The sequence below is a fragment of the Acidimicrobiia bacterium genome (genome assembly GCA_040289475.1).
Taxonomy (GTDB): domain Bacteria; phylum Actinomycetota; class Acidimicrobiia; order ATN3; family PSLF01; genus PSLF01.
The window spans coordinates 36,701-59,320 of record PSLF01000006.1 but is presented as its reverse complement, the minus strand read 5'-3'; the positions used below and the strand labels follow the sequence as shown (position 1 = coordinate 59,320).

19 protein-coding genes and 1 tRNA gene are annotated in these 22,620 nt (G+C 55.6%); 7 read left to right on the top strand and 13 right to left on the bottom strand.

The window, feature by feature from the left end:
• Positions 1-273 precede the first annotated feature (273 nt).
• The gene (locus C4318_04750) at positions 274-2,910 is read left to right on the top strand and encodes a glycosyl hydrolase (GenBank protein ID MER3454451.1); all 2,637 of its coding nucleotides are present in this window, start codon (positions 274-276) and stop codon (positions 2,908-2,910) included.
• Here the strand turns inward: C4318_04750 and C4318_04745 are convergent.
• The 12 genes from C4318_04745 to C4318_04690 form a co-directional block, all read right to left on the bottom strand.
• Entirely contained in the window at positions 2,890-3,903 is a 1,014-nt protein-coding gene (locus tag C4318_04745; protein MER3454450.1) for a DUF1385 domain-containing protein, read from the bottom strand. The two genes, C4318_04750 and C4318_04745, sit on opposite strands and share 21 nt — an antisense overlap.
• A 65-nt stretch (positions 3,904-3,968) precedes the next feature.
• Positions 3,969-4,220, bottom strand: a complete 252-nt coding sequence (locus C4318_04740; protein ID MER3454449.1) for a 50S ribosomal protein L31 — start codon at positions 4,218-4,220, stop codon at positions 3,969-3,971.
• Between the two features lie 71 nt (positions 4,221-4,291).
• Positions 4,292-5,626: a transcription termination factor Rho gene (locus C4318_04735; GenBank protein ID MER3454448.1), complete on the bottom strand. Its 1,335-nt coding sequence runs from the start codon at positions 5,624-5,626 to the stop codon at positions 4,292-4,294.
• A gap of 135 nt (positions 5,627-5,761) precedes the next feature.
• Positions 5,762-6,421, bottom strand: coding sequence for a fructose-6-phosphate aldolase (fsa, locus tag C4318_04730; protein ID MER3454447.1), 660 nt, complete (start codon positions 6,419-6,421; stop codon positions 5,762-5,764).
• A 33-nt stretch (positions 6,422-6,454) separates the two neighbouring features.
• Positions 6,455-7,528, bottom strand: coding sequence for a 2-phosphoglycerate kinase (locus tag C4318_04725; GenBank protein MER3454446.1), 1,074 nt, complete (start codon positions 7,526-7,528; stop codon positions 6,455-6,457).
• Positions 7,529-8,881, bottom strand: coding sequence for a hypothetical protein (locus C4318_04720; GenBank protein MER3454445.1), 1,353 nt, complete (start codon positions 8,879-8,881; stop codon positions 7,529-7,531). It abuts the gene before it with no gap.
• 64 nt (positions 8,882-8,945) lie between these two features.
• The gene (locus tag C4318_04715; GenBank protein MER3454444.1) at positions 8,946-10,133 is read right to left on the bottom strand and encodes a cofactor-independent phosphoglycerate mutase; all 1,188 of its coding nucleotides are present in this window, start codon (positions 10,131-10,133) and stop codon (positions 8,946-8,948) included.
• A 42-nt stretch (positions 10,134-10,175) separates the two neighbouring features.
• The gene (locus C4318_04710) at positions 10,176-11,234 is read right to left on the bottom strand and encodes a threonine synthase (GenBank protein MER3454443.1); all 1,059 of its coding nucleotides are present in this window, start codon (positions 11,232-11,234) and stop codon (positions 10,176-10,178) included.
• 64 nt (positions 11,235-11,298) lie between these two features.
• Positions 11,299-12,600 carry a homoserine dehydrogenase gene (locus C4318_04705; protein MER3454442.1) on the bottom strand — a complete coding sequence of 434 codons (1,302 nt, stop codon included), beginning with the start codon at positions 12,598-12,600 and terminating at the stop codon, positions 11,299-11,301.
• An 85-nt stretch (positions 12,601-12,685) separates the two neighbouring features.
• Complete coding sequence (locus tag C4318_04700; protein MER3454441.1) at positions 12,686-12,925, bottom strand: iron-binding protein; 240 nt, start codon at positions 12,923-12,925, stop codon at positions 12,686-12,688.
• Positions 12,926-13,003: 78 nt separating this feature from the next.
• Complete coding sequence (gene lysA, locus C4318_04695; GenBank protein ID MER3454440.1) at positions 13,004-14,320, bottom strand: diaminopimelate decarboxylase; 1,317 nt, start codon at positions 14,318-14,320, stop codon at positions 13,004-13,006.
• A gap of 55 nt (positions 14,321-14,375) precedes the next feature.
• Positions 14,376-16,166, bottom strand: coding sequence for an arginine--tRNA ligase (locus tag C4318_04690; GenBank protein ID MER3454439.1), 1,791 nt, complete (start codon positions 16,164-16,166; stop codon positions 14,376-14,378).
• 255 nt (positions 16,167-16,421) lie between these two features.
• Here C4318_04690 and C4318_04685 point away from each other — a divergent pair, with 255 nt between their 5' ends.
• Positions 16,422-17,675: an acyl-CoA dehydrogenase gene (locus C4318_04685; protein MER3454438.1), complete on the top strand. Its 1,254-nt coding sequence runs from the start codon at positions 16,422-16,424 to the stop codon at positions 17,673-17,675.
• Between the two features lie 106 nt (positions 17,676-17,781).
• On the opposite strand, the gene C4318_04680 is transcribed toward C4318_04685, so the two are convergent.
• Entirely contained in the window at positions 17,782-18,180 is a 399-nt protein-coding gene (locus C4318_04680; GenBank protein MER3454437.1) for a two-component system response regulator, read from the bottom strand.
• Between the two features lie 213 nt (positions 18,181-18,393).
• On the opposite strand from C4318_04680, the gene C4318_04675 reads away from it, so the two are divergent.
• The 5 genes from C4318_04675 to C4318_04655 all read left to right on the top strand — a co-directional run bounded on the left by C4318_04675 (position 18,394) and on the right by C4318_04655 (position 22,596).
• Positions 18,394-18,465 (top strand) — tRNA-Arg (locus tag C4318_04675).
• 76 nt (positions 18,466-18,541) lie between these two features.
• Positions 18,542-19,873: a peptidase M16 gene (locus C4318_04670; GenBank protein MER3454436.1), complete on the top strand. Its 1,332-nt coding sequence runs from the start codon at positions 18,542-18,544 to the stop codon at positions 19,871-19,873.
• On the top strand, positions 19,870-21,273 hold the full coding sequence (locus C4318_04665; protein ID MER3454435.1) for a hypothetical protein: 1,404 nt from the start codon (positions 19,870-19,872) through the stop codon (positions 21,271-21,273). The genes C4318_04670 and C4318_04665 overlap by 4 nt, the downstream gene beginning before the upstream one ends.
• Complete coding sequence (locus C4318_04660) at positions 21,270-21,992, top strand: hypothetical protein (protein ID MER3454434.1); 723 nt, start codon at positions 21,270-21,272, stop codon at positions 21,990-21,992. The genes C4318_04665 and C4318_04660 overlap by 4 nt, the downstream gene beginning before the upstream one ends.
• Positions 21,679-22,596, top strand: coding sequence for a hypothetical protein (locus C4318_04655; GenBank protein MER3454433.1), 918 nt, complete (start codon positions 21,679-21,681; stop codon positions 22,594-22,596). The genes C4318_04660 and C4318_04655 overlap by 314 nt, the downstream gene beginning before the upstream one ends.
• Positions 22,597-22,620 lie beyond the last annotated feature (24 nt).

Here is a 22,620-nt window from a genome sequence, read left to right as displayed (position 1 = left end):
GTCGGTTACTTAGAGCATTTATAAATGCTAATTATTCGCATGGGCTAATGGGTTTTTATCCGATATGCGGAGCTAGCATGCCCAAGTAGTGGTGTGCCAATTTTGCTATGGGTTTTGCCTTATTTAAACTCTCAGTTTGCAATTGCACAAATGGATCGAGAATATGATCAGTGTTTTGGAGTTTAGCACTGCATGATTTAGTCGTGCAGTCGCCCCCTCGTGATCGAACTGCATTGATAACTGGTTTGGAAACGAAATACATAGGGGTAGGACATGAGCGGTAAAGACGAAAGAGCCCCAGCAGAGCTAGACCCGGGATGGAAAAGCCGAGCGGTTCAAGGTTCCGATTTGGAGCGAGTAGGTATTGAAGAAGTATGTGCTCTGACCGGTGGTGTCGACATGTGGCATACGACACCGGTCGAATCAGTGGGATTGCCATCGGTACGGATGACCGATGGCCCCAATGGTGCTAGAGGCGAGATTTTCGGGACCTCGAGATCTACGTGTTTCCCCTGTGGTGCTGGGCAAGCAGCCACGTGGGATATAGATCTTGTGTACCGTATTGGGAAGGCTCTAGCCATCGAGGCCAAGTCGAAGCTGGCCGGTGTGCTTCTCGCCCCGACTGTGAACATTCAGCGTTCTCCGTTAGCTGGCCGAAATTTCGAGTGTTTTTCTGAAGATCCTTACCTTACTGCCGTCATGGCAGTCGCATTCGTCGAGGGAGTTCAATCGGAGGGGGTCGCAGCCTGTATCAAGCACTTCGTGTGTAATGAGTACGAGACCCATCGCATGACGGCGAGTTCCGTAGTGGACGAACGGACTCTACGAGAGATCTATTTGCTTCCCTTTGAGGCGGCAGTCAAGACGGCGAGGGTACAAGCTGTCATGGCTGCTTACAATCGCCTGAATGGAGTCTTCTGCAGCGAGCACCGCAGGTTGTTGACGAATATCCTAAGAGATGAGTGGGGCTTCGACGGTGTCGTAATTTCCGACTGGGGGGCAGTTCACAACGGCCCAGCCGCGGTAAAAGCCGGACTCGATTTGGAGATGCCAGGACCACCAAGACACATGGGTCCGCATCTTGCCGCATCGGTACAAAACGGTTCGGTGCCAGAGAGCGTAGTCAGGCAAGCAGCAACTCGAGTAGCTCGTATGGTTAGATCGATCCAGCTTTCGGGAGCTCCAGTAGCCAAGCCCGGAGATCCAGAGGGGAGCGAGGATTCGCCCGCTCACCGCAAGCTCGCTCGGGAGGCAGCGGCTAAGTCTCTCGTTCTGTTGAAGAACGAAGGTGTCCTTCCCCTTGATTCAGCGAATCTCCGTCGGTTGGCTGTCATAGGTGCCTACGCTGAGGAGCCCGCAATCCAAGGCGGGGGCAGCGCGCAGGTGAGGCCACACGCAGTTTCCACGCCACTCGAAGCAATCACAGAACGCGCTCGCGCTCTTGGAGTTGATTCGACCGGCGGAATAGAAATTCGGTATGCCCGAGCGTGGGAGCCAAAAAGCCAAATCCCCTCTGCGGACCCGTCATTTTTCAAGCCTCTTGACGAGGTGGGCTCGCGCTTTGTCGTCGAGTACTTCGAGGATGCTCAACTTTCGGGAAATCCCGTTCGTTCGGAAGCTGCCCAGCACGCCTCGATAGCGTGGGCGGGACTCCCAGAAGGCTTTTCACTCGACAGGCCGTTTGGAGCGCGATGGCGTGGCACGCTGCAGGTGCCCAGCTCTGGCGAGTACGTGTTCGCCGTCGCTGCAAGCGGCCGCTCGAAAGTGTTACTCGACGGAGTCGAGATCGTAGACAACTGGACGGCTCCAGTGCCGGGCGGGTCGATGTTCGGAGCTACCACCAGAGAGAGGCGCTCGGTTGTTGTTCTAGAGGCTGGCCGGGAGTACTCTGTGAATGTGGAGTTCACTAGGGATCCTACCTTTGAGCAATCACTCCCGACTCAGACCCCCGTCACCTTAGTACATTTTGGACTCGAAAAGGCAGAGCGTCATCCAGGACTGGGGGAAGCAGTAGAACTTGCCGCCTGGGCCGACGTGGCCCTCGTTTTTTGTGGAACTGGTCCCGAGTGGGAGAGCGAAGGATTCGACAAAGAATCAATGGCTCTCCCGGGAGACCAGGACGAGCTCATAAAGGCAGTCGCCGCTGCAAATCCAAGATGCATCGTAGTTGCGAACTGCGGATCGGCAGTCGAAATGCCCTGGATAGAAAGGGTTGCAGCAGCGCTCATGGCCCTGTTTCCTGGCGAGGAGTTCGGCAACGCCTTAGCTGATGTTATCTTCGGAAATGCCACACCCGGCGGCAAGCTTCCCTTTTCTATTCCCAAGAGGATCGAAGACTGTGCTGTCTACCCGGGACTCCAACCCGAGGGTGAGAACGTGTTCTACACAGACCGTGTATTCACGGGCTACCGTTATTTCGACACAAGGAAGATAGAGCCGTTGTTCTGTTTCGGCCACGGTCTCAGCTATGGACAGATCGAAATCATCGACTGCAAGATTTTGCAGTTGACGTCCGGAGATTCCCAGTCACAACGACCTCTAACGGCTAGCCAGAAAAGCGCTGTCGATAAGAGTTTCCCAGCGACTGGGACATACTTTGGTCCTCAAGTAGCTATGGTACAAGCCACCCTTGAAAACCGTGGACGCCGCAGGGGAGCCGAGGTGCTCCAAGTTTATGTGAGAGATCCACAGAGCAGTATTTCCCGTCCAGAAAAAGAACTAAAGGGCTTCGTGCGGATAGAGCTAGACCCCGGAGACGCTGCCCAGGTACAGATCCCGCTGGAGAGTAGGGATTTCAGCTACTTTGACACCGGTGCGCGTGATTTCGTGGCACCCTCGAAGCACTACGAGATTCTGTTGGGATTCTCCAGTCGAGACATCCGATCGAGACTAGTCTTCAGACTCGAGTGATTGATTTTCTTGTCGGCTCCCGACGACAAAGCCGTTGTGGGATTCCGACTGCTTTCTATCACCGTTCTCTCCAACGAGAACTCTAAGCGCCGCGACCGCCACTTCTATTTGAGAGCTGTCGGGTTGCCGAGTTGTGATTGCTTGAAGGGCGAGTCCCGGCAGCATGAGGTATTTAGCCAGGGTTCGGTCTCTGAGGGCCCAGCCTGCTCTTATCAACTCATAGGAGATTCCAGCCACCAGCGGCAGGAGAAGAATGCGGGCTGCGATCTGCAACGAAAATGGAAGTGTGCCACGGATCACCGAAAAGACTGCGATTGTGACTATCATCACCGTAAGCAAAAAGCTCGTTCCACATCGGGGGTGTTTCGTCGAGTACTCCGAGATTCGCTCTACCACCAGAGGCTCGCTGTTTTCGTAAGCCGCGATCGTTTGGTGCTCGGCGCCGTGGTACTCGAAAACCCGCCTAACCTCTGGGATACGCGAAATTGCGAGGATGTAACCGACCAGAATTATTACGCGCAAGAGTCCCTCTGCTACGGATAGAGCGAAAGGGCCCTTCACGACTTGCGCTAGCGCGACCCTTGTGAGAACCGCAGGGATGACAACAAAGAGAGCGACAGCGAAGGTAATTGCGGCCGCCATCGAAACTGCTCCGCTCCCAGTCTCTTGTTTGCGGACTGGTTTGCCCGATTGAGTCGAGGCGAACACGTCCGCCGACCAGCTGAGCGCCGAAAACCCGATAGCCAGCGACTCCACGAGAGCCACGGCCCCTCTCAAAATCGGAATTCTAGCCCAGCGGTGAGTGGACTGGAACGACGGCCGCCTCTCCAGGCGCTTTTTGATGGTCCCATCGGGTGCCCGTACTGCAACTGCCCATCCAGTTGGATCCCGCATCATGACACCTTCTATAACAGCCTGCCCTCCGAGGCGGGGTTCGGAGCCTGGGGTCTGCAGCAAGAGGGCCAGAAAGGGGCGATCAGATCGGGCCTCCACCTGCCATCTGCTCCAGGTTCGCTAGCGGATCGCCATAACGCGAGACTCTTCTAGGTGACAACTCGCTAGGGGGCCTCCCGAGCCTCCTTCCGTTTCTGGATCTGTCGTTGAAGCCTCGAAGTTTTAGCTGCTTGACGCCTGAACCGCTCCACCCTACCACCTGTATCCACGAGCTTTTGCTTGCCGGTGTAAAAGGGATGACACTCCGAGCATAGTTCGACGTGGATTTCGGAACGGGTCGAGCGTGTCTCAAATCGATTTCCGCACGAACACACCACGGTGGCCACTACGTATTCAGGATGAATGCCTTGTTTCATTACCTACACCTTTCCCGCTCGCCGGTTGAGGAGATGGACGCTTCTCCTCGAGAAGTCCTAGGGAACACTAATCATGCAGCAGGCAAGGTTGACTTGGCGATCTCCGCCAGAAAGTCAGCGTTAGACGCTGTGGCTTTGATCTTGTCGATCAACAGCTCTAGGGCGGCCCCAGAGTCCAAACCAGCCAATACCCGCCTTAGCTTCCACACCTGAGCCAGCTCGTTCTTGTCGAATAACAACTCCTCGTGCCGAGTTCCCGACCCCTCTATGTCTATGGCTGGGAAAATACGCTTGTCAGCGAGCTTGCGGTCGAGCCTCAGCTCCATATTGCCGGTACCCTTGAACTCTTCGAAGATTACCTCGTCCATTTTCGAGCCCGTTTCGATGAGGGCGGTGGCAAGTATAGTCAGCGAACCTCCCTCTTCAATGTTGCGCGCTGCCCCGAAGAACTTTTTAGGCGGGTACAGGGCTGTTGAGTCGACGCCTCCAGACAGTACTCTTCCGGAAGCAGGCGTAGCCAGGTTGTATGCCCTTGCTAGTCGGGTAATGCCGTCGAGAATTATCACGACGTCGCGTCCCTGCTCGACCAAGCGCTTGGCTCTTTCCAGTGCCAACTCGGCCACCTGGGTGTGCTCCTCGACTGGCCGGTCGAAGGTAGAAGAGACGACCTCTCCCTCCACTGACCTCACCATATCTGTGACCTCTTCGGGTCGCTCGTCGACGAGAAGGACCATGAGATAAACCTCTGGATTGTTAATGGTGATCGACTGTGCGATCAGTTTCATGATCGTCGTCTTTCCGGCTTTAGGAGGAGACACGATCAGCCCTCGCTGACCCTTCCCTATTGGAGCCACGAGATCAATAATCCGCTGGGTAATGTCGTTTTTGGATCCTTTTAGCTCCAGGGTGAGGCGCTCGGTTGGAAACAGGGGGGTGAGGTCCTCGAAGCGAGGCCGCTGCCGAGCTTCCTCCGGATCTCTCTCGTTTATAGAGTCTATCCGCAGCAATGCGGGGTACTTCTCCGCATCTTTGGGAGGTCTAACCGCTCCCTGAACGAAGTCCCCCCTTCGCAACTGAAACCTGCGAATCTGACTCAGCGAGACGTAGACGTCCTTGTCGCCGGGAAGATATCCGGTGGCTCGTAAAAATCCATATCCTTCGGGCAAGATGTCTAGAACCCCGGATACTGTCGCTGCGGGCTCGTCCCTAACCTCTCTCTGGGCGCCACGCTCCTGGTTTCGCTTTTGCTTTCCCCTACTTTTGCGAGCTTGGGTGGTGGGCCGACGCTCGCCACTAGTCTCGGAAAAGCCTTCCTCTTCAAGGCTCTCCCCCGATGAGATTGCTTCATCGGATTCGCGTTCGGCCGCTGCCTGTTCTTCGACGGTATCGGTGTCAGTTTGAGTCATCGGTAGATTCCTATCTGGCAGTCGTGGATTCTCAGTGTGCAGTTGTGGACAGCCCGCAACCTACATGCTGGCCCTCGCTCGAGCGCAGCAATAGCCGCGGTACGGCTGAGGGAGACAACGGCACAGCTGGAGTCGTCAGGCTCCTGTTATAGCCCGCTGATACTTCTCCCAATCTTGCAAGAACCTCTCCGCTCCAATGTCTGTGAGAGGATGCTTGAACATCTTCTTGAAAACTTCGAAAGGCATTGTGGCGATGTCCGCGCCCAACCTGGCCGCTTCTGTTACGTGGAGAGGATGCCTGAGACTGGCTGCGAGAACCTTCGTAGTATATCCCTGGTTGGCATAGATCTCAACAATTTCTGCCAGGACATCCATTCCATGCCATCCAATGTCATCTATTCTGCCAAGAAACGCACTGCAAAAGTACGCCCCAGCCTCTGCGGCAAGAATCGCTTGGTTGGGTGAGAAGACCAAGGTCATGTTTACCTTGATCCCCTCTGCCGACGCCTTGGCGCACGCCGCTACACCCTCTTCCCCCATGGGCATTTTTACGACCACGTTTTCCGCAATTTCGGCGAGGGACCGTGCTTCCTCGAGCATCTCATCGCGGGTCTTTCCTACACACTCTGCAGAAACCGGGCCGCTCACTATGGAGCAGATCTCGGAGATCATTGATCTGAACTCCATTTTCTCTCTCGATGCAAGCGTGGGGTTTGTAGTGACGCCGCTCAGGACCCCGGTGGCTGCAGCCTCTTTTATCTCGTCTATGCTTGCCGTATCTAGAAAAAGTTTCATCTCGACCTCCTAGACTAAAGCCTTTCCCAACTGTTATCCGCCTGGGCGTTCCAAACGGCTAGAGAGGCGAGGCATGTTATCGGATGCTTCCCCCTCGCTTCCTCCAACGGCTGAGATCTTGCTGTGGGGCAGGGTTGCACGACGCATCGACTCGCCACTGTCTGGGACCCCACTCATCTTGGCCGAACTCGCAGAGCTTTTAGCTGCTAGGGTGACCCTTTCGAGGATTAGATCCATGCACGCAGTAACTGTCCCTTCAACATCATAACTCTCTATCACAGCAACCCCCGATCGAAGAGCGAGATTCCGGATGTATCTTTGAATCTTTCGGATGTTCGAGAAGTGGTGGAGATAGTGCTCGGCAGGGCGCCTACCGCTCTCCCTAGACCTGAACGCAAAGTGGCTACGGTGGAGACGTTCGCTGTCTATGGCAATGACTAGGTGGACGGCAACTGCGTCTTCAGAGCGGGGAACCTCGATAAATCCGGGACAGCAGTGGGCACCTTCAATGATGACGTTGGTCTTTTCGATCACAGCTCTTCGAATAAGAGCATTGATGCCTACACCAACTACCTGGACTTGCTCTCTGAACCCAATGATGGCCTTGTCAGCTGAGCGTGGAAGGGGCTGGGTAATGGATGCTTCGGCTGTAAAACTGGACGTATGGAGCGTGGGCATAAGCTCCTTGGTCAGCATACCTCTCATCACCTCGCGTACTGCGTCGGTAGGAATCACTCTAGTAATGCCCAGCCGAGATGCCAACAGCGAAGCAACCGTAGACTTTCCTACCCCAGTAGCACCCCCAATGAGGATGACAAGCGGCTTGTCTAGCCTCCCAACTCGGGTCCAACGCCGGTAGTTTTCCGCATAATGTTCTCCGGCCAGGTCTGCTAGGATGTCCGCTATAACGACCTCTAGCTCGTCAGCGGAAATTTTGGTGGTTCCCGATCCGAGCAGTCTTTGATAAACGGCTTCGGCGACAGCATAGGCTTTCTCGGGTGACAAACCGCTCCCCATGATGGATGTGGCTGTGAGTCCTCTCGAGTAGGGCAGCTCGTTTCCGGGTGCCGTTACGACGATGAGGTTGGGACGGCGAGAAGAATCCACCTACTCCTCCCTAGCCTCGAAGCGCTTTCGTGCGAGGTCCAGAAGGCGTCGCGATAGGCTGGCTAATTGGTCACCCTCGACCAACGAACGAGGACGATTCTCGGCGAAGATCACCTCGACTCCAGAGGCTACAGCCTGCCGGGCCGCCACGTCCACGGCTCTCGCTTTTAGTTCTGTTACTAATACATCGACTTGCGGAAGGAGCCGGGAAAGGTCTTCCGAGAGTCGATCGGGTCTGGAAAGGTTAACAGAGACGCCAGCAACCCGCGCTCCGTGCTCGGCTTCGAGTTGTTTTGCAACAACGCCGGCGACTTTTTTAGAGGCAGTCGTAGCGAGAGCAATCGTGCGGCCCTTGATAGGCTCCACCGGTGTCAGATCGAAAACGGTAAGGACAACCTCTATGTCTGTTTTCCACTCGTAGATCTTGCTGATGCGAACGCGTTCTCTCTCCGGGTCGAGTCCTGTAGGACAGCCTGTAACGACCAAGGCATCGGCGATGAGGAGGCGATAGAGGCCGAAACCTTTGAATGGATGCGGCAGTTCACCGGAGGCTTTCTCGAAGGCTTCCCAAGGGACTACTGTGACCGTGGCATCCGCATGCACTGGCGGGATGGAAGCGCCGCTGCCCTCAAGGAGCAGCAGCTGGGATTTGGACTCGGCAGCCTTTTCCTGCGCAAGGCGGACGGCGTCTTCGACCGCATTTGGTCCGGCCTCTCCTAAGATTCCGCCCCCGCAACGCCATGCGCCAATAGTGGGAAGACCGGTAAACAGAGCATCTTCTATGTAGTCGGATGCGGCGTGCAATCCTTCGTTTGCCATTTGTATAAGAGCAATGGGATCGGCTGGGATCGTTTTCGGAGGGATATACACGGGCTTTTTAGGTCCTCCTCTGCCCATAGTGACTATGAGAGGCGGAGCCCCGTTTTCGGTCAATAGGCGGGCGAGTTGAGCACATACAGCTGTCTTTCCCGTTCGCTTGCCAGTTCCTATCACTGCAACAGTCGGCAGCGTAGAAAGTCGCAATCTCGTTGGGGCTTCGAAACGGTATCCAGGCCCGACGTAAGTCACTTTCTTCGATGCTGCGACTGCCACAAGCTGTTCCCTTCTGGCCTGGGTGATGATAGGGTCGTCGGAGAGATCAACGATTTCTTCGGGGAAGTACTCGGCAATGGCTGAGACCAGGCTTTCAGCAACCGAATCTGTGCTTACTACGGGGATATCGAGCGGATAGCGGCTTGGATCGGCCTTTTCCGTACCGCCTGCCCACACGAGGGCAACTACCTTCGAATTAGCGTTTTCCAGAGCTTCAATAGCGGATTCGACCACAGAAGGCGAATGCTCGCCGTCGACCACCAAGAGGATCTTTTTAGGTCGAGCACCGTTCACTGGAGTCGGGAGAATATGAAGTCAATAGGTTTCACCTGTCGAACAAACGCCCGAGGAGCTCGTGACCTTCGATAGGGGATCGACCATCTTGGGCAGCTCCCCGCTCGGAAAACGTCAAGGTGGCGGAGGCAGCGCCCCCCTGGTTGGCGCGCCGCGTGTCGAAGATCAGAAACGGAACCGGCGAAGAGGTATGCGTTTTGGCTTTCACCGGTGTAGGGTGATCCGGCACGACGAGCACCCTGTACTCTTCGCCTTCGAGGCCTGATTGTAGTGTCGCCACGATCTGTTCGTCGATGGCTTCGTAAACCTCGATTTTGCGGGCATAGGATCCCTCGTGCCCTGCTTCGTCCGTGGCTTCTATGTGTACCAGACAGAAGGGGTGTCGCTCGAGAGATTCGAGGGCATACTCGGCTTTTCCTCTGTAATTGGTGTCGTAGTATCCGGTGGCACCCGGCACCTCTACTACTTCCAGTCCTGTCAACACCCCTAGACCCCGTACCAGATCTACGGCAGTAATCAGTGCGCCGGACATGCCATAACGATTGACGAAAGGCTCTACACTAGGGATTTTCCCTTGTCCCCAAAGCCAAATCTGTGTGGCAGGAAGCTGACCTTTTGCTCTGCGAGCCTCGTTAATAGGATGTTCTGCCAATATCTGTCTCGATCTGTCCATGATTTCTATGAGCTTGGACGCAGCCGGGCCCACCGGGAGCAACACCTCTTTGTCAGTTAGGTCGTGCGGGGGCGTACATTCCGCCTCGGAGTACGAGTCGTCGAGTACGCAGATGTTTCTATAACTGACGCCCGCATAAAACCTGGCTTCTCCGTCAAAGTAACGGTTGAGATCCTCTATGAGGGCGGCTGCCTCATTGCTACTTATGTGTCCAGCGGAGAAGTCTTTCATTACTCTGTTTTCAACAGTCACGAAGTTGCAGCGGTAAGCGACCTCTCCCTCTCCTAGGGGTACTCCCATCGCAGCCGCCTCGATCGGGGCTCTCCCAGAGTAGTGCTTGCGAGGATCCAGGCCTACGATCGACATGATTGCCACGTCGGAACCTGGTTTAAGCCCATCGGGTACGTTACGGGCGAGGCCAATCTGGGCTCTCGCTGCCCAATCGTCAATGTGGGGAGTGCTGGCTGCCTCCATGGGAGTGCGCCCGTTGAGTTCTTCCAACGGCTCATCTGCCAGACCGTCTGGGATTATGCAGAGATATTTCATGATTCCGGTACTCCCATCGATGATTGCTTGCGTGAGAATGCCTCAAAGCCCGAGGGCTTCGACGACGGCGTCGACTTTGGGTTCTAAGCTCGTTACCCTAGCCGACTCGGCGATCGCCCGGTCGGGATCCTTGAGGCCTGCTCCAGTCAGGATGCAAACCACGCACTTTCCCTTCTCTATATGGCCCCGGTCCGCTCTTTGGAGTAAACCGGCGACGGCGGCTGCAGATGCAGGTTCGCAGAACACTCCTTCGGTGTCAGCGAGAAGGCGGTACGCTGAGAGGATCTCTTCGTCGGTGACTGCCCAGAAACCACCCTTAGAGCTTCGGGCAGCTTCTACGGCGGTGTTCCAGGAAGCAGGGTTGCCTATTCTAATGGCGGTCGCAACTGTCTCGGGATTGGAGACAGGCTCACCCAGCACCAGCGGAGCCGCTCCAGCTGCTTGAAATCCGAACATCCTAGGGCGCCGCTTCGCCCTGCCTGCTTCTACATACTCGAGGTATCCCTTCCAGTAAGCGGAAATGTTTCCTGCGTTTCCCACCGGTATGCAGTGGTAGTCGGGTGCATCGCCTAAACAGTCGCACACCTCGAACGCGCCAGTTTTCTGTCCCTCGATCCTAAAAGGGTTCACGGAGTTGACCAGCGTGACGGGGTACGTGTGGGCGACTTGCTTCGCTATGCCCAATGCAGCGTCGAAATTGCCTTTTATAGCGAGAACTTTTGCTCCATGGATCAGTGCTTGGGCGAGCTTTCCAAGAGCGATCTTGCCTGCCGGAATCAGTACAGCCGAACTCATTCCTGCGCGTGTAGCATACGCAGCTGCCGAGGCAGAGGTGTTGCCCGTACTGGCGCAGATCACGGCTTTGGATCCTTCTTCTGCGGCCTTCGATATTGCCATTGTCATTCCCCGGTCCTTGAAAGATCCGGTGGGATTAGCTCCTTCAAGCTTGAGAAAGACCTCCGCTGAAACCATCGAGGAAAGTTTTTTGGCATGCACTAGTGGAGTGTTTCCTTCCCCGAGTGTCACCACTGGGGTCGATTTACCAACCGGAAGGAAATCCCGGTAAGCCTCGATCACCCCTTTCCAGGGGGTCGCATTCATCTTGGCTCCTCGCGGTTCGAGTTACGTCGATGGCCTGACGAAAACGAATCCGGCGCACGAAGCGTCATCCCCCCTCCTCGTCTTCGACCCTGAGAACCGAGATCACGCCAGAGACCACGTCTAAAGCCTTGAGGTCGTGCAATGTTGCTTGAAAGTCTTTCTCTCGAGCTGTGTGTGTCACTATGACTAGCTGCGCTGCCTCCCCATGTCCTTCTTGCCATACCGAAGCTATCGATACTCCGTGGGCTCCGAAGCATGAAGCAATCTTGGCCAAGACACCAGGCCGATCGACGACTTCCAGGAGAAGGTAGTACTGTGTGCACGTCTCGTCGAAGCTGCGGATAGGAAGCTTTCTAGTGGAGTCGACAGAGGGAGCCTGGCCTCCGAAGCGCAAATGTCGGGCTGCTTCGAGTATGTCGGCGAGGACGCTAGTCGCCGTCGGCCCGCCTCCTGCTCCCCGCCCGAAGAACATGAGTTCGCCGACGTGTTCGCCCTCGACAAATATCGCATTGAAAGAATCTCTGACCGATGCCAGAGGGTGGCTCTTTGGAATCATGCTGGGATGAACTCGGGCTTGCACTTCACCCCCCGACAGCTCGGCTATCGAAAGAAGCTTTATTACGTAACCTAGCCTGTCCGCGAATTTCATGTCGGAGGGGGTGATGCGCGAAATACCTTCTCTGTACACGTCGCCCTGAGTGATCCGGGTGTCGAAAGCGATGCTAGCAAGGATCGCAGTTTTTGCCGCGGCGTCGTAGCCCTCTATGTCAGCACTCGGGTCGCGCTCGGCATATCCGAGCTCCTGCGCTTCGGCTACAGCGTCGTGAAGAGACCTCCCCTCCTCCCACATTCGGGTTAGTACGAAGTTGGTAGTTCCGTTCAAGATTCCCACGACTCTGGCGACGCTTTCACCGGCCAGACTGTCTCTTAGGGGACGGATGATAGGAATGCCACCTCCCACAGCGGCCTCAAAGAGGAGATCTGTCCCTGTGGAGGCTGCTGCTCGGAACAATTCGGAACCAAGCGTCGAAATTAGTTCCTTGTTAGCCGTTACCACGGGCTTCCCGGATTGCAATGCTTCAAGGATCAGTGTGCGGGCTGGCTCGATACCGCCAATTACCTCGACGACGACGTGAATATCAGGATCGGACACCACTGAGGCTGGATCTGTAGTGAAAAGCGATTTGGGGACAGAGCAGTCTCTGTCCTTTGCGAGACTGCGCACCGCTATGGCTCCTAGTTCTAGTCGCATGCCGGTACGCCTGGCGATGGCGTCTCCGTTGTCCTGGAGCTGGCGACAGACCGCGGATCCAACAATCCCACATCCCAGCAAGCCAATCCGCACCGGATCGACCTTTGGGGACATAACCTTAGCAACTGGTCTGTCGTCTTCGGAGGTCATAGGGTCTCTGGAGGAAGTCTTGTAGTACGAGACGCCGCGGAAGCAGACATCAACTGTCGCTCTCGGCTACGGCTTTTACCTCGCTCTGAAATCCGATCTTTTTGTGACTGCCATCGCAGAACGGTTTGTTCTCTGAGTGCCCGCATCGGCACAACCAAGTTTTGTCCTCGGTGGTGAACTCGTTGCCATCTGAATCCAGTAGCCCGACGCGGCCTTCAACGAAGTATGGGCCATTTCGTCGCACATGGATCTTGACTTCTGGGACGGAGTCTCGCGCTTCGCCTTCCATGCTTGCCTCCTTTCTTAGCTTTTTTGATCTATTCTCGTGTGTTGCCTGGGTCTTTTTTAGTCTCAGCGTTTTTACACGTCAGTGCTGGAGTCGTAGTAGATCATCGATAGACTCACGCTCCACAACCAGCTCAGCTTTTCCGGATTCGACAAATACAATGGCTGCCCGCGGCTGCCCGTTGTAGTTGCTCGACATCGACCAGCCGTAAGCGCCTGTAGCCGGGGTGGCGACGATGTCGCCGGCGTCCACCGAAGTTGCCATGGACGCTCGGTCTATCAAAACATCTCCTGACTCACAGTGTTTCCCAGCGAGTGTCGCTTGGAGGCTGTGGTCTTCATTCAGCTTGTTAGCAATCAAGGCATGGTAGGTGGCTCCGTACAACATCGGTCTGAGATTGTCGGACATTCCGCCATCGACGGCTACGTAGGTGCGACCAGTTGGAGTCCTCTTGACGCTCTGGACGGTATAGAGAGTCAGCCCGGCGTTTGCAGTGATCGAGCGTCCGGGCTCTACTACCACCACTGGGAGAGGAAGACCGCTAGCTTCACACGATTCTTTCACGGCGTTCTTGAGGCATGCTGCGTAATCTTCGACCGACGGAGGATCGTCGGCGGGCGTGTAGGTGGCTCCCAGTCCCCCTCCAAAGTTCACTTCCTCAAGTGCGATAGAGAGTTTGTGCCTTATCGTCGCCATAAACTCCACAGCCACTCGGGCTGCTTCGGCAAACGGTTCGAGTTCAAGTATTTGTGATCCGATATGGAGATGAATTCCAACTGGCTCGATGTTTCGGCAGGAGGCGGCCTCCTTGAGGGCGGCTTCTGCGGATCCGTCGGAGAGGTAGAAACCGAACTTAGAGTCGAGGTGGCCGGTGTTGATGAATTCGTGTGTGTGAGCTTCTATTCCCGGAGTTATGCGAATTAAAACCTTTTGGCGCTGTCTGCTCGTCCTGTGTTGTTCGCACGACGACAGGACTTCCTCAATCTTGTACAACTCATGGATGTTGTCGACGACGAATCTGCCTACGCCTGCTTGTATCCCCATCGATATTTCCTGATGGGACTTGGCGTTACCATGAAAATAGATCTCAGAACCGTCCGCTCCTGCTTGTAGCGCTGCGTAAAGTTCACCTGGCCCCGCTACGTCGATGCCGAGTCCAGAACCCAGAGCTAGTCTTATCATTGCTACTGCCGGAAAAGCTTTGGAGGCGTATACCACCCTTCCATGGGGGGGAGACTTAGATTGAAACGCAGTAATGTAGCGCGCACACATTTGCTTCAGGTGGTCAGCGTCGTAGACGTAGAGCGGGGTTCCGAACTCTGAGGCAAGGGAAACGAGGTCGACACCGCCGACCTCAAGGTGTCCTTCGGGGGTTTTCCTCGCTGATGCAGGCAGAATTGATTCAAGGGCGGAAAAAGCGTCCAACGGTTTCCTCCGGGAGATCGAGCGAGAGCTAATCTTCGTCCGCAGAGCGATCGGAATCGTCTAGCTTTTCCATGCGTTCTGGGGCTCTCACCCCTAGTATTGACAGGCAGTTAGCCAAAGCTTGCCTGCAGGCCGCAACTAAAGCAAGTCGTGCTTTGGTCAGTTCTTCGCTGTCGGCCTGAAGCACTCTTAGCGATTGGTAGAACGCATGAAACTCCGCTGCCAGCTCTCTGGCCCAGTTCGCCAGCTTATGCGGTGCCCGCGCTGATGCAGCCTCGGACGTAAGGTAAGGGTATTCCTCCAATCGTTTGAGCACAGCGATCTCTTCTTTCGACGACAAAGGAGCCGCCTTCGCCATTTCCGGTATCGGATGTTTCAAGCCTGCGTCACGGGCTTTATGGAGTATTGAGCAGATTCTTGCGTGGGCGTACTGTACGTAGTAGACGGGGTTGTCCAATGAGTGCGCGACCGCTTTTTCGAGATCCAGGTGAAGAGCGCTGTCAGGTCCTTGCATTAGGAAGTGGAAACGGGCGGCATCAGGCCCGAGCTCTTCTACTAGTTCTTCGAAAGTGTATAAGTCACCTGATCGTTTCGACATTCTCACTGGCTCGCCAGCTCTCGAGATGCTAACTAACTGACCGAGAATTACCTCAAGACGGCGTGGGTCGTATCCAAGCGCTTCAAGAGCGTACCTGAGCTTGGGCACATGCCCGGCGTGATCGGCTCCCCAGATATCAATGAACCTGTCGAATCCCCTCTTGTACTTGTCGACGTGGTAGGCGATGTCGACGGCCAAATATGTAGGCTGTCCATCGCTCTTTACCAATACGCGGTCCTTTTGATCTCCCAGCTTGCTGCTGCGAAACCAAACAGCCCCCTCAGCCTCGTAGGCGAAGTCTCGCTTGCGGAGCTCCTCCAAAGTCGCAGAAACGCTCCCGCTTTCCCTGAGCGATTTTTCGGACGTCCAAACATCGAAACGCACCCCGATAGACTCTAGTTGGCCCCTGATTTCCTCCAACAGGCGATCAGCTCCCCACTCGCCACACATCGCAATGAGTTGTTCTCGAGGGTGGCCAACCCATGCTCTGCCTACCTCGCTAACGAGATCTTGGGCAAGATCCTGAATGTAGCTTCCCTTGTAGCCATCCTCTGGCGGTTCTGCATCTCCCCCGAAAGCACGCAGGTAGTAAGCCGCGATGGTTTTTCCGAGTAGAGTTATCTGGTTTCCAGCGTCGTTTATGTAAAACTCGCGGGTCACTTTGTGCCCTGCGGTCTCTAGAAGCCTGGCTAGTGCATCTCCCCAAGCTGCCCAGCGGGCATGACCGAGGTGCATAGGTCCGGTGGGATTGGCCGAGACGAACTCAATGTTGACGTGTTCAGGGGAGGGATTGATTGCGGCGCCGTAGCGGGACCCGGCTTCGAGAACCTCTTCGACTACCGATGCCCACGCTTCGGGATCCAGCTTGAAGTTCAAAAATCCCGGGCCTGCCACTTCAAGCGATACAAATTGAGCGGGTAGATCCAATCGCTCCGCCACAGCAGCGGCCAGTTCTCTTGGTGACATCGACACTTGCTTTGCCATTACCAAGGCGATGTTGCAGGAAAAGTCGCCGTGCTCGGGTATGCGTGGCCGCTCTATCTCTACCTCGATCCCGAAAGTCTCATTGTGAAGTGCCGGACTATCGTCGTAGGAATCCTTAGTCGGCGCGGCGCGACCTCCCCGAGCAAAAGGAGCCCCTCGCGAGGCGCTCCTCTCTCGGAGTATCGCAACCAGCGCTGATTCAATGCTTTCTCTGAGGGTCTGGCGAAACGGGGCCACGTTACAACGAGCCTACCGTTAGGTCTTATGGTAAGCCGCTCCATTTGGACTTTCTCTCGACTCTTCACCGACAAAGTCATCGCAAAATGCACACTGCATTGGCAGCTTGGTAAGGGTTACCTTGAGCATGACCCTTGAATGGCGGTTAAGCTACAGCTGTGAAACTACCAGTACGGTTCGCGATTGAGCGTCGCGGCGATCGGCTGAGTGTGACGTGGATGAGAGGCAGTTGGATTCGACTCCAGAGGTGAAAAAGTGGATCTGAACGACACTCCCGAAGAAGCAGCTTTTCGCGCCGAGGTCAGGGCATGGCTGGAGGCTAATGCGGAGAGAAAAGCCGAAGACGAAGAGGAAGGCGCAGCCGAGCTTTTCGAGGACCGCGATGAAACGGCAGTTCTTCAAGAGGCGAGGGCGTGGCAGAAAAAAAAGTATGACGCGGGTTGGGCCGGATTGAGGTGGCCGAAGGAGTACGGAGGGCGAGGCCTAGGTCCTATACATGAAGTCATCTGGAATCAAGAGGTCCAAAAGTATCGGGCGCCAGAAAGCGTGTTCCTCATCGGAATCGGTATGGCCGGGCCTACGATCATCACTCATGGAACCGAGGAGCAGAAGAAAAAGTGGCTCCCACCGATGCTCGAGGGTAGGGAGATATGGTGCCAGTTGTTCTCGGAGCCTGCTGCTGGCTCGGATGCAGCGGGAATTACGACAAGGGCTGTTCTGGACGGTGACGAGCTAGTGGTTAATGGCCAAAAAGTCTGGACGTCGGGCGCACACTACTCTAAGTGGGGAATTATGACAGTCCGGACCGATGTGAATGTTCCCAAGCATAAAGGGATCACCTTCATCGTCGTTGACATGGAGACCCCGGGAATAGAGGTCAAACCGTTGCGGCAGATGACCGGGGGCGCTAACTTCAACGAAGTGTTCTTCGACAACGTGCGCGTTCCAAAAGAGAACATCATCGGAAAAATGAACGACGGATGGCGAGTGGCTGTTACCACTCTCATGAACGAGCGTGTGGCTATTGGAACCGGAGGGGGCGGGGGTGGAATCAAGCGCCTCATGGATTACCTCAAAAAAATCGAGTACATGGGAAAGCCGGCTTCTGAGGACTCCTTGATCCGCCAAGAATTTGCCCGTCTATATGAGCTGGCCAGTGTGATGAAGTACACCGGATACCGGAATCTAACGGCTCTGTCACAGGGTAGACCTCCAGGACCGGAGGGATCCATCGGCAAACTTCTTCTCGTTAAGTTTTTGGCTCTAGAAGCTGCCCTCGCTACCCGGGCTGCAGGTCCAGCGGGAGCTTTGATCGGCAACGATGCCCCGGACGGCGGCAGATGGTCGATGCTGATGTTGTCATATCCAGGAATGAAGATCGCTGGAGGCACCGACGAGATTTTGCGCAATCTTATCGGCGAGCGGGTCTTGGGGCTTCCCAAAGAGCCCAGGGTGGACAAGGATCTTCCTTTCAAAGACATTCCCCACGGAACCCTCGCTGCGAGCTGAGACTCGCAGCTGCAGCGATCGCAGCTGGGGGAAAACTCCAAATACGTATTGATTCGCTTGGAAAGCGATGACTACTGGGCTCGAAAGCGTAGCGATCCCGAACAACTCAGGTACTTCCTCTGCCGGACAGGATTGATTTGATGGAGCTGATCAGCTCGGCGGGCTCAAAGGGCTTCGAGAAGTACTTAGCAGCCCCGGATTCGACTGCTTGGCGAGCCTCTTCTGGGTTGGATCGCGCCGATATATAAATCACGGGAATATGAGAAGTGACATCCTCGGACTTGAGGCGCTGTAGAACGTGAAAGCCACCTAGCTCGGGAAGCATCCCATCGATTATGAGGACATCCGGCTGCAGCTGTCGGGCAAGGTCGAGCCCCGCGGATCCGGTGCTAGCGAGGGATACCCTGTACCCCTCCAGCTCTAGCTCGAGCTGGATCAAGCGCGCGACATCGGGGTCGTCTTCGACCACCAAGACGAGTGGGGCGGTTTTCGAGTCGGATTCCATTGGTTCAAGTATCGACGCGAACGGGTTGCTGCCGCGATGTATTGCCTATTGCGATGCCTCGCGACAAGTACCATTTACTACGCTACATGGGCATAAATAACCGAAAAAGATTGACCTCCGAAAATGTCATTGAGACAAGCAGGATATGAGATGCACACAGCGAATGCGTTCGGCCATCATTGCTTCGATGGCCAACCAAGAAATCGGTGTGAAGCCCTCGTAGCTCAGAGGATAGAGCACCGGCCTCCGGAGCCGGGTGCGCAGGTTCGAGTCCTGCCGAGGGCGCACTTGAGGCCTCGCCCCTCGCTTCAATCCCCACGTCTCGGTAGCAGCAGATTTCAAGATCTTTGGTGCCAGGTGAATGCGGCCTAGCGTCGAAGTAAAACGTTTCGTCCTCGACAACGGGTTACGTGTCGTACTGGCTCCCGACCCCTCTAGCACGGCGGTTGCGATCGCTGTCTACTACGGCGTCGGATTCCGCTCCGAGACAAAAGGGAAAACTGGCTTCGCACATCTTTTCGAACACCTAATGTTCCAGGGCTCCCAGCACCTCGAGAAGCTTGCTCATTTCAGGCTTGTACAAGGGAACGGGGGTACTTTCAATGGAAGCACTCACGACGATTTCACGAACTACTTTGAACTGCTCCCTCCTGGGGCTCTGGAGCTGGGGCTATTTCTCGAAGCGGATCGCATGGCAGGCATCCGCCTGGATGAAGACAACCTGAGAAACCAGGTAGACGTGGTCAAAGAGGAGGTGCGCCTGAACGTCTTGAATCGTCCTTACGGCGGATTTCCGTGGTTGTACCTGCCCATGACAATGTTTCGAAAATTCGAAAACGGTCACAACTCATACGGGGACTTTCGGGATTTAGAGGCGGCTCGAGTAGAGGACGCGGCTAAATTCTTCGAGACCTACTACACGCCGTCCAATGCGGTGCTGGCGGTAGCTGGAAGAATCGAGGAGGTGCGATCTGCAACCCGCCTCGTTCGCCATTATTTCGAGGAAATTCCCGACAGAGCGAGGGTTTCGCCCCCAGACCTCTCGGAGCCGATTCCAAAGCGCCCCCGAAGGCGCGTGCATGTGGATCCAAAGGCTCCGGAGCCAGCCCTTGCGCTGGGTTTCAGGGTTCCAAATCCTCAGACTTCTTTGGACGAGTACGTTGCATTGGGAATCGCTCTGGAGGCGCTCACAAAAGGGCGAGCATCACGGCTTTATAGGTCGCTCGTGAAAGACAAGGGCTTGGCTACGTCGGTGTCTTCGCATCTAGGTCTGGCAGGGCATGCGTACGAATGCAGAGATCCCTCGATGGCTCAGTTCAGTTTCGTTTACAAGGACCTCTCCTACACCAACGCGCTGATTGACTGTTTCGACGAGGTAGTAGAGATGGTTGGGAGAGAGGGATTCGACGAGGAAGAAATCTACGCTGTCAAGGCATCGGGTAGGTCGCAGCTTTTGAGGAGCCTCGACTCCTGCCTTGCAAGGGCCATGCTCGTTGCGAGCCTGGAGCTTATACACGGAGATGCTCGCGTGTTGGAGCGCATCCTTGAGATAGAAGATCACACATCTCCGGAAAAGTGCTCGGACGCTGTGGGGAAGTGGCTGCGCTCGAGCGGAAGAGCGATTTTAGAGTGGCATCCAGGAAGTGGCCCAGGACCTACGGAGTCATTGGGCAGAAAGGACCTCGCCTCATGAGAGGTGTCCGACGAGAGGCGGTCACCGAGTTTGTAAAAGCTGGTAGTACAGCTACAAAGATCCCATCGCCAGTTCAGATCGACGAGATAGAGCTTGGTCCCGTCCGGAGGGCAGCCAGCGACGAGTTGGGTTTTGACATTGTCACCGCTCGAGGAGGCGAGATTCCCTACTTTGAGCTTCGCCTGCATCTCGCTGCCGGGTCGGCTGTTGAGCCTCGAGGAAGCCCTTTGCCACGTATGCTGTCCTCGACATTTCTCGGCGGAACATCTGAGATGACCTCCGAGGAGATCTCTCGCTCACTCCAGCGCATGGGATCCGCTCTGTCATGCGGTGTAGGCCTAGATGGGACGATTGTGTCAGCGAGCGGGCCGGCTTCGGAGTTCGAGCGCGTTTTGGAGCTCGTCGGCGAGGTGATTTTTTCTGCCGAGTATCCCCAAGTTGAGGTCGAGGTTTCCAGATCCCGCGTGATGCAAGATCTGTCGGTGGCGCGGGCGCAACCTTCCACCGTCGCACGAGACCGCTTGAGGCAAGTTCTGTTCGGAGATCACCCCTACGGCAACCCTACTCCTTTGCCTGAGGCTGTGTTGACCGTTAGGCGAGATGACATCCGCAAATTGCACCAGCGATTGTTCCGTGCTTGTGGTGGGCGATTTGTGGTGGTCTCTAACCTGTCCCATGCCAAGGTAGATCGCTTGATCCGGGGATACTTCGAAGACACGGCTGGGCCCAGACGAAACTGGGGTCGTCGTCCGCCCCCAGATCCCAAGCGCCCGAAGCCGAACTTCACTGCAAATGCGATTCTTGTGGACAGGCCGGGGTCGGTTCAGACGACTATTCGTGTGGCCATGCCTTCACCGTCGCGAACCGACCCGATATATCACGCTTTCTTGGTGGCCAACACTGTATTCGGTGGATATTTCTCTTCACGGTTGGTGGAGAACGTCAGAGAGAGCAAGGGCTACGCTTACGGCATCTCCAGCTCGATCTCGCACAAGCGCAAACTTTCAACAGTGACAGTTGCAACCGACGTTGCGACCGATGTTACAGCGCCGGCGTTGGTCGAGATTTTCTACGAGATAGACAAAATGCGCGCAGCACCGCCCGATCCTCAAGAGATCGAAGCAGCGCGACGCTACCTGCTAGGGGCTACAGCTATCTCTCTCGACACTTACGGCGGTATCGCAGCTAGCCTCGACTCGCTGTTCGATGCTGGCCTGAACGAGAGGTACTTGAGAGAGCTGAAAAGGCGATTGTGGTCTCTATCTCCCGACGAGATTTATGAGGCTGGGTGCCGCTATTTTGACAGATCTAAGGCAGTTGTCGTACTTGTCGGCGATGCAGCGAGGACGGAGCGGTCTCTCCGAAGAGTACTGGGCGAGCTTCTCCATGTCGAGAAGTGATCCAGAACGGAGGGCATGTGTCTGACAAGTCTTTTTCCAAAAACGTTCACAGCGGACTGCACCCTAAATTTCGGGGATTTGGGGTATTTCGCAAAATAGGTCCCGGAATGGTCACCGGCGCCGCGGACGATGACCCTAGTGGCATCGGGACATACAGTCAAGTTGGTGCCGCTTTCGGGTTTCGGTATCTTTGGGTTCTTCTTCTCTGCTACCCGTTCGCTGTGGCTGTGCAAGAGGCAACCGCCAGGCTGGCTATAGCCACCCAGAAGGGACTTTCGACGCTTGTTCGAGAACGATATTCCAAACCAGTCTTGCTAGGGGCGATAGCCCTCGTGGTATTTGCTAACACGTTCAACATCGCAGCTGACATAGGAGCGATGGCAGAGTCCCTGGGGTTCGAGGTACCTGTACCCCGCTGGGGGGGGAGTGATTTTGTTCGGCGGAGCGATCCTCTTCTTGGAGTTGCGGTTCCGGTACAGAACCTACGAGAAAATCCTGAAATGGCTAGCGTTTTCCATCTTTTCCTGTGTGGGCGTCGCGCTAGTCGTGAGGTCCGAGCTGCTCGACGCAGTCAAAGCGGCGGTGAAGCCGAGTCTGGGCTTCACTACAGCCTCGCTGGTGGCTATTACGGCGATTTTCGGAACTACGATTTCCCCCTACCTTTTTTTCTGGCAAAACGCCGAAGAGGTCGAAGAAGAGCGCGAACAGAATGCCGCTGAGACTACCAGAGAAAACCAAAAGTACCGGGGAATCTCGGAGATGCGAGCCGACGTAGCCTCCGGCATGGGGGCAGGAGTTCTGGTCGCCATGTGCATCATTTACGCAGCTGGGGCGAGTCTCAACAAGTCGGGTGTGACCGATATCGCTACGGCAACTCAGGCTGCCGAGGCTTTGCGTCCTATCGCGGGGAACTTTTCCTCGCTACTGTTCGCTTTAGGAATAATCGGGACAGGTCTTCTGGCTGTGCCGGTACTAGCCGGATCGTCCGCTTATGCACTGGCCGATGCACTTGGCTGGGAGGAGGGGTTGTCTCGCCCAGTGCACGAGGCCCCTGCGTTTTACGGAATCATAGTTGCAGGAGTCGTGGGGGGTGTGGCTATGAACCTCCTCGGTCTTCCTGCAGTAAAGGCCCTTTATTGGTCAGCGGTAGCAAATGGCTTCGCAGCGCCACCGCTCATGCTGCTTATCAACCTTTTAGCGTCCTCTAAAGATCTCATGGGCGATAAGGTATCGGGCGGGCTCTCCAAGTTGTGGCTTTGGTTGGGTACAGGGATCATGTTTGCCGCTGGTTTAGCTTCGGGGATCTTCTCCCTCAGCGATTGAGGCTCGTAGCGCTAAAAGGTAGCG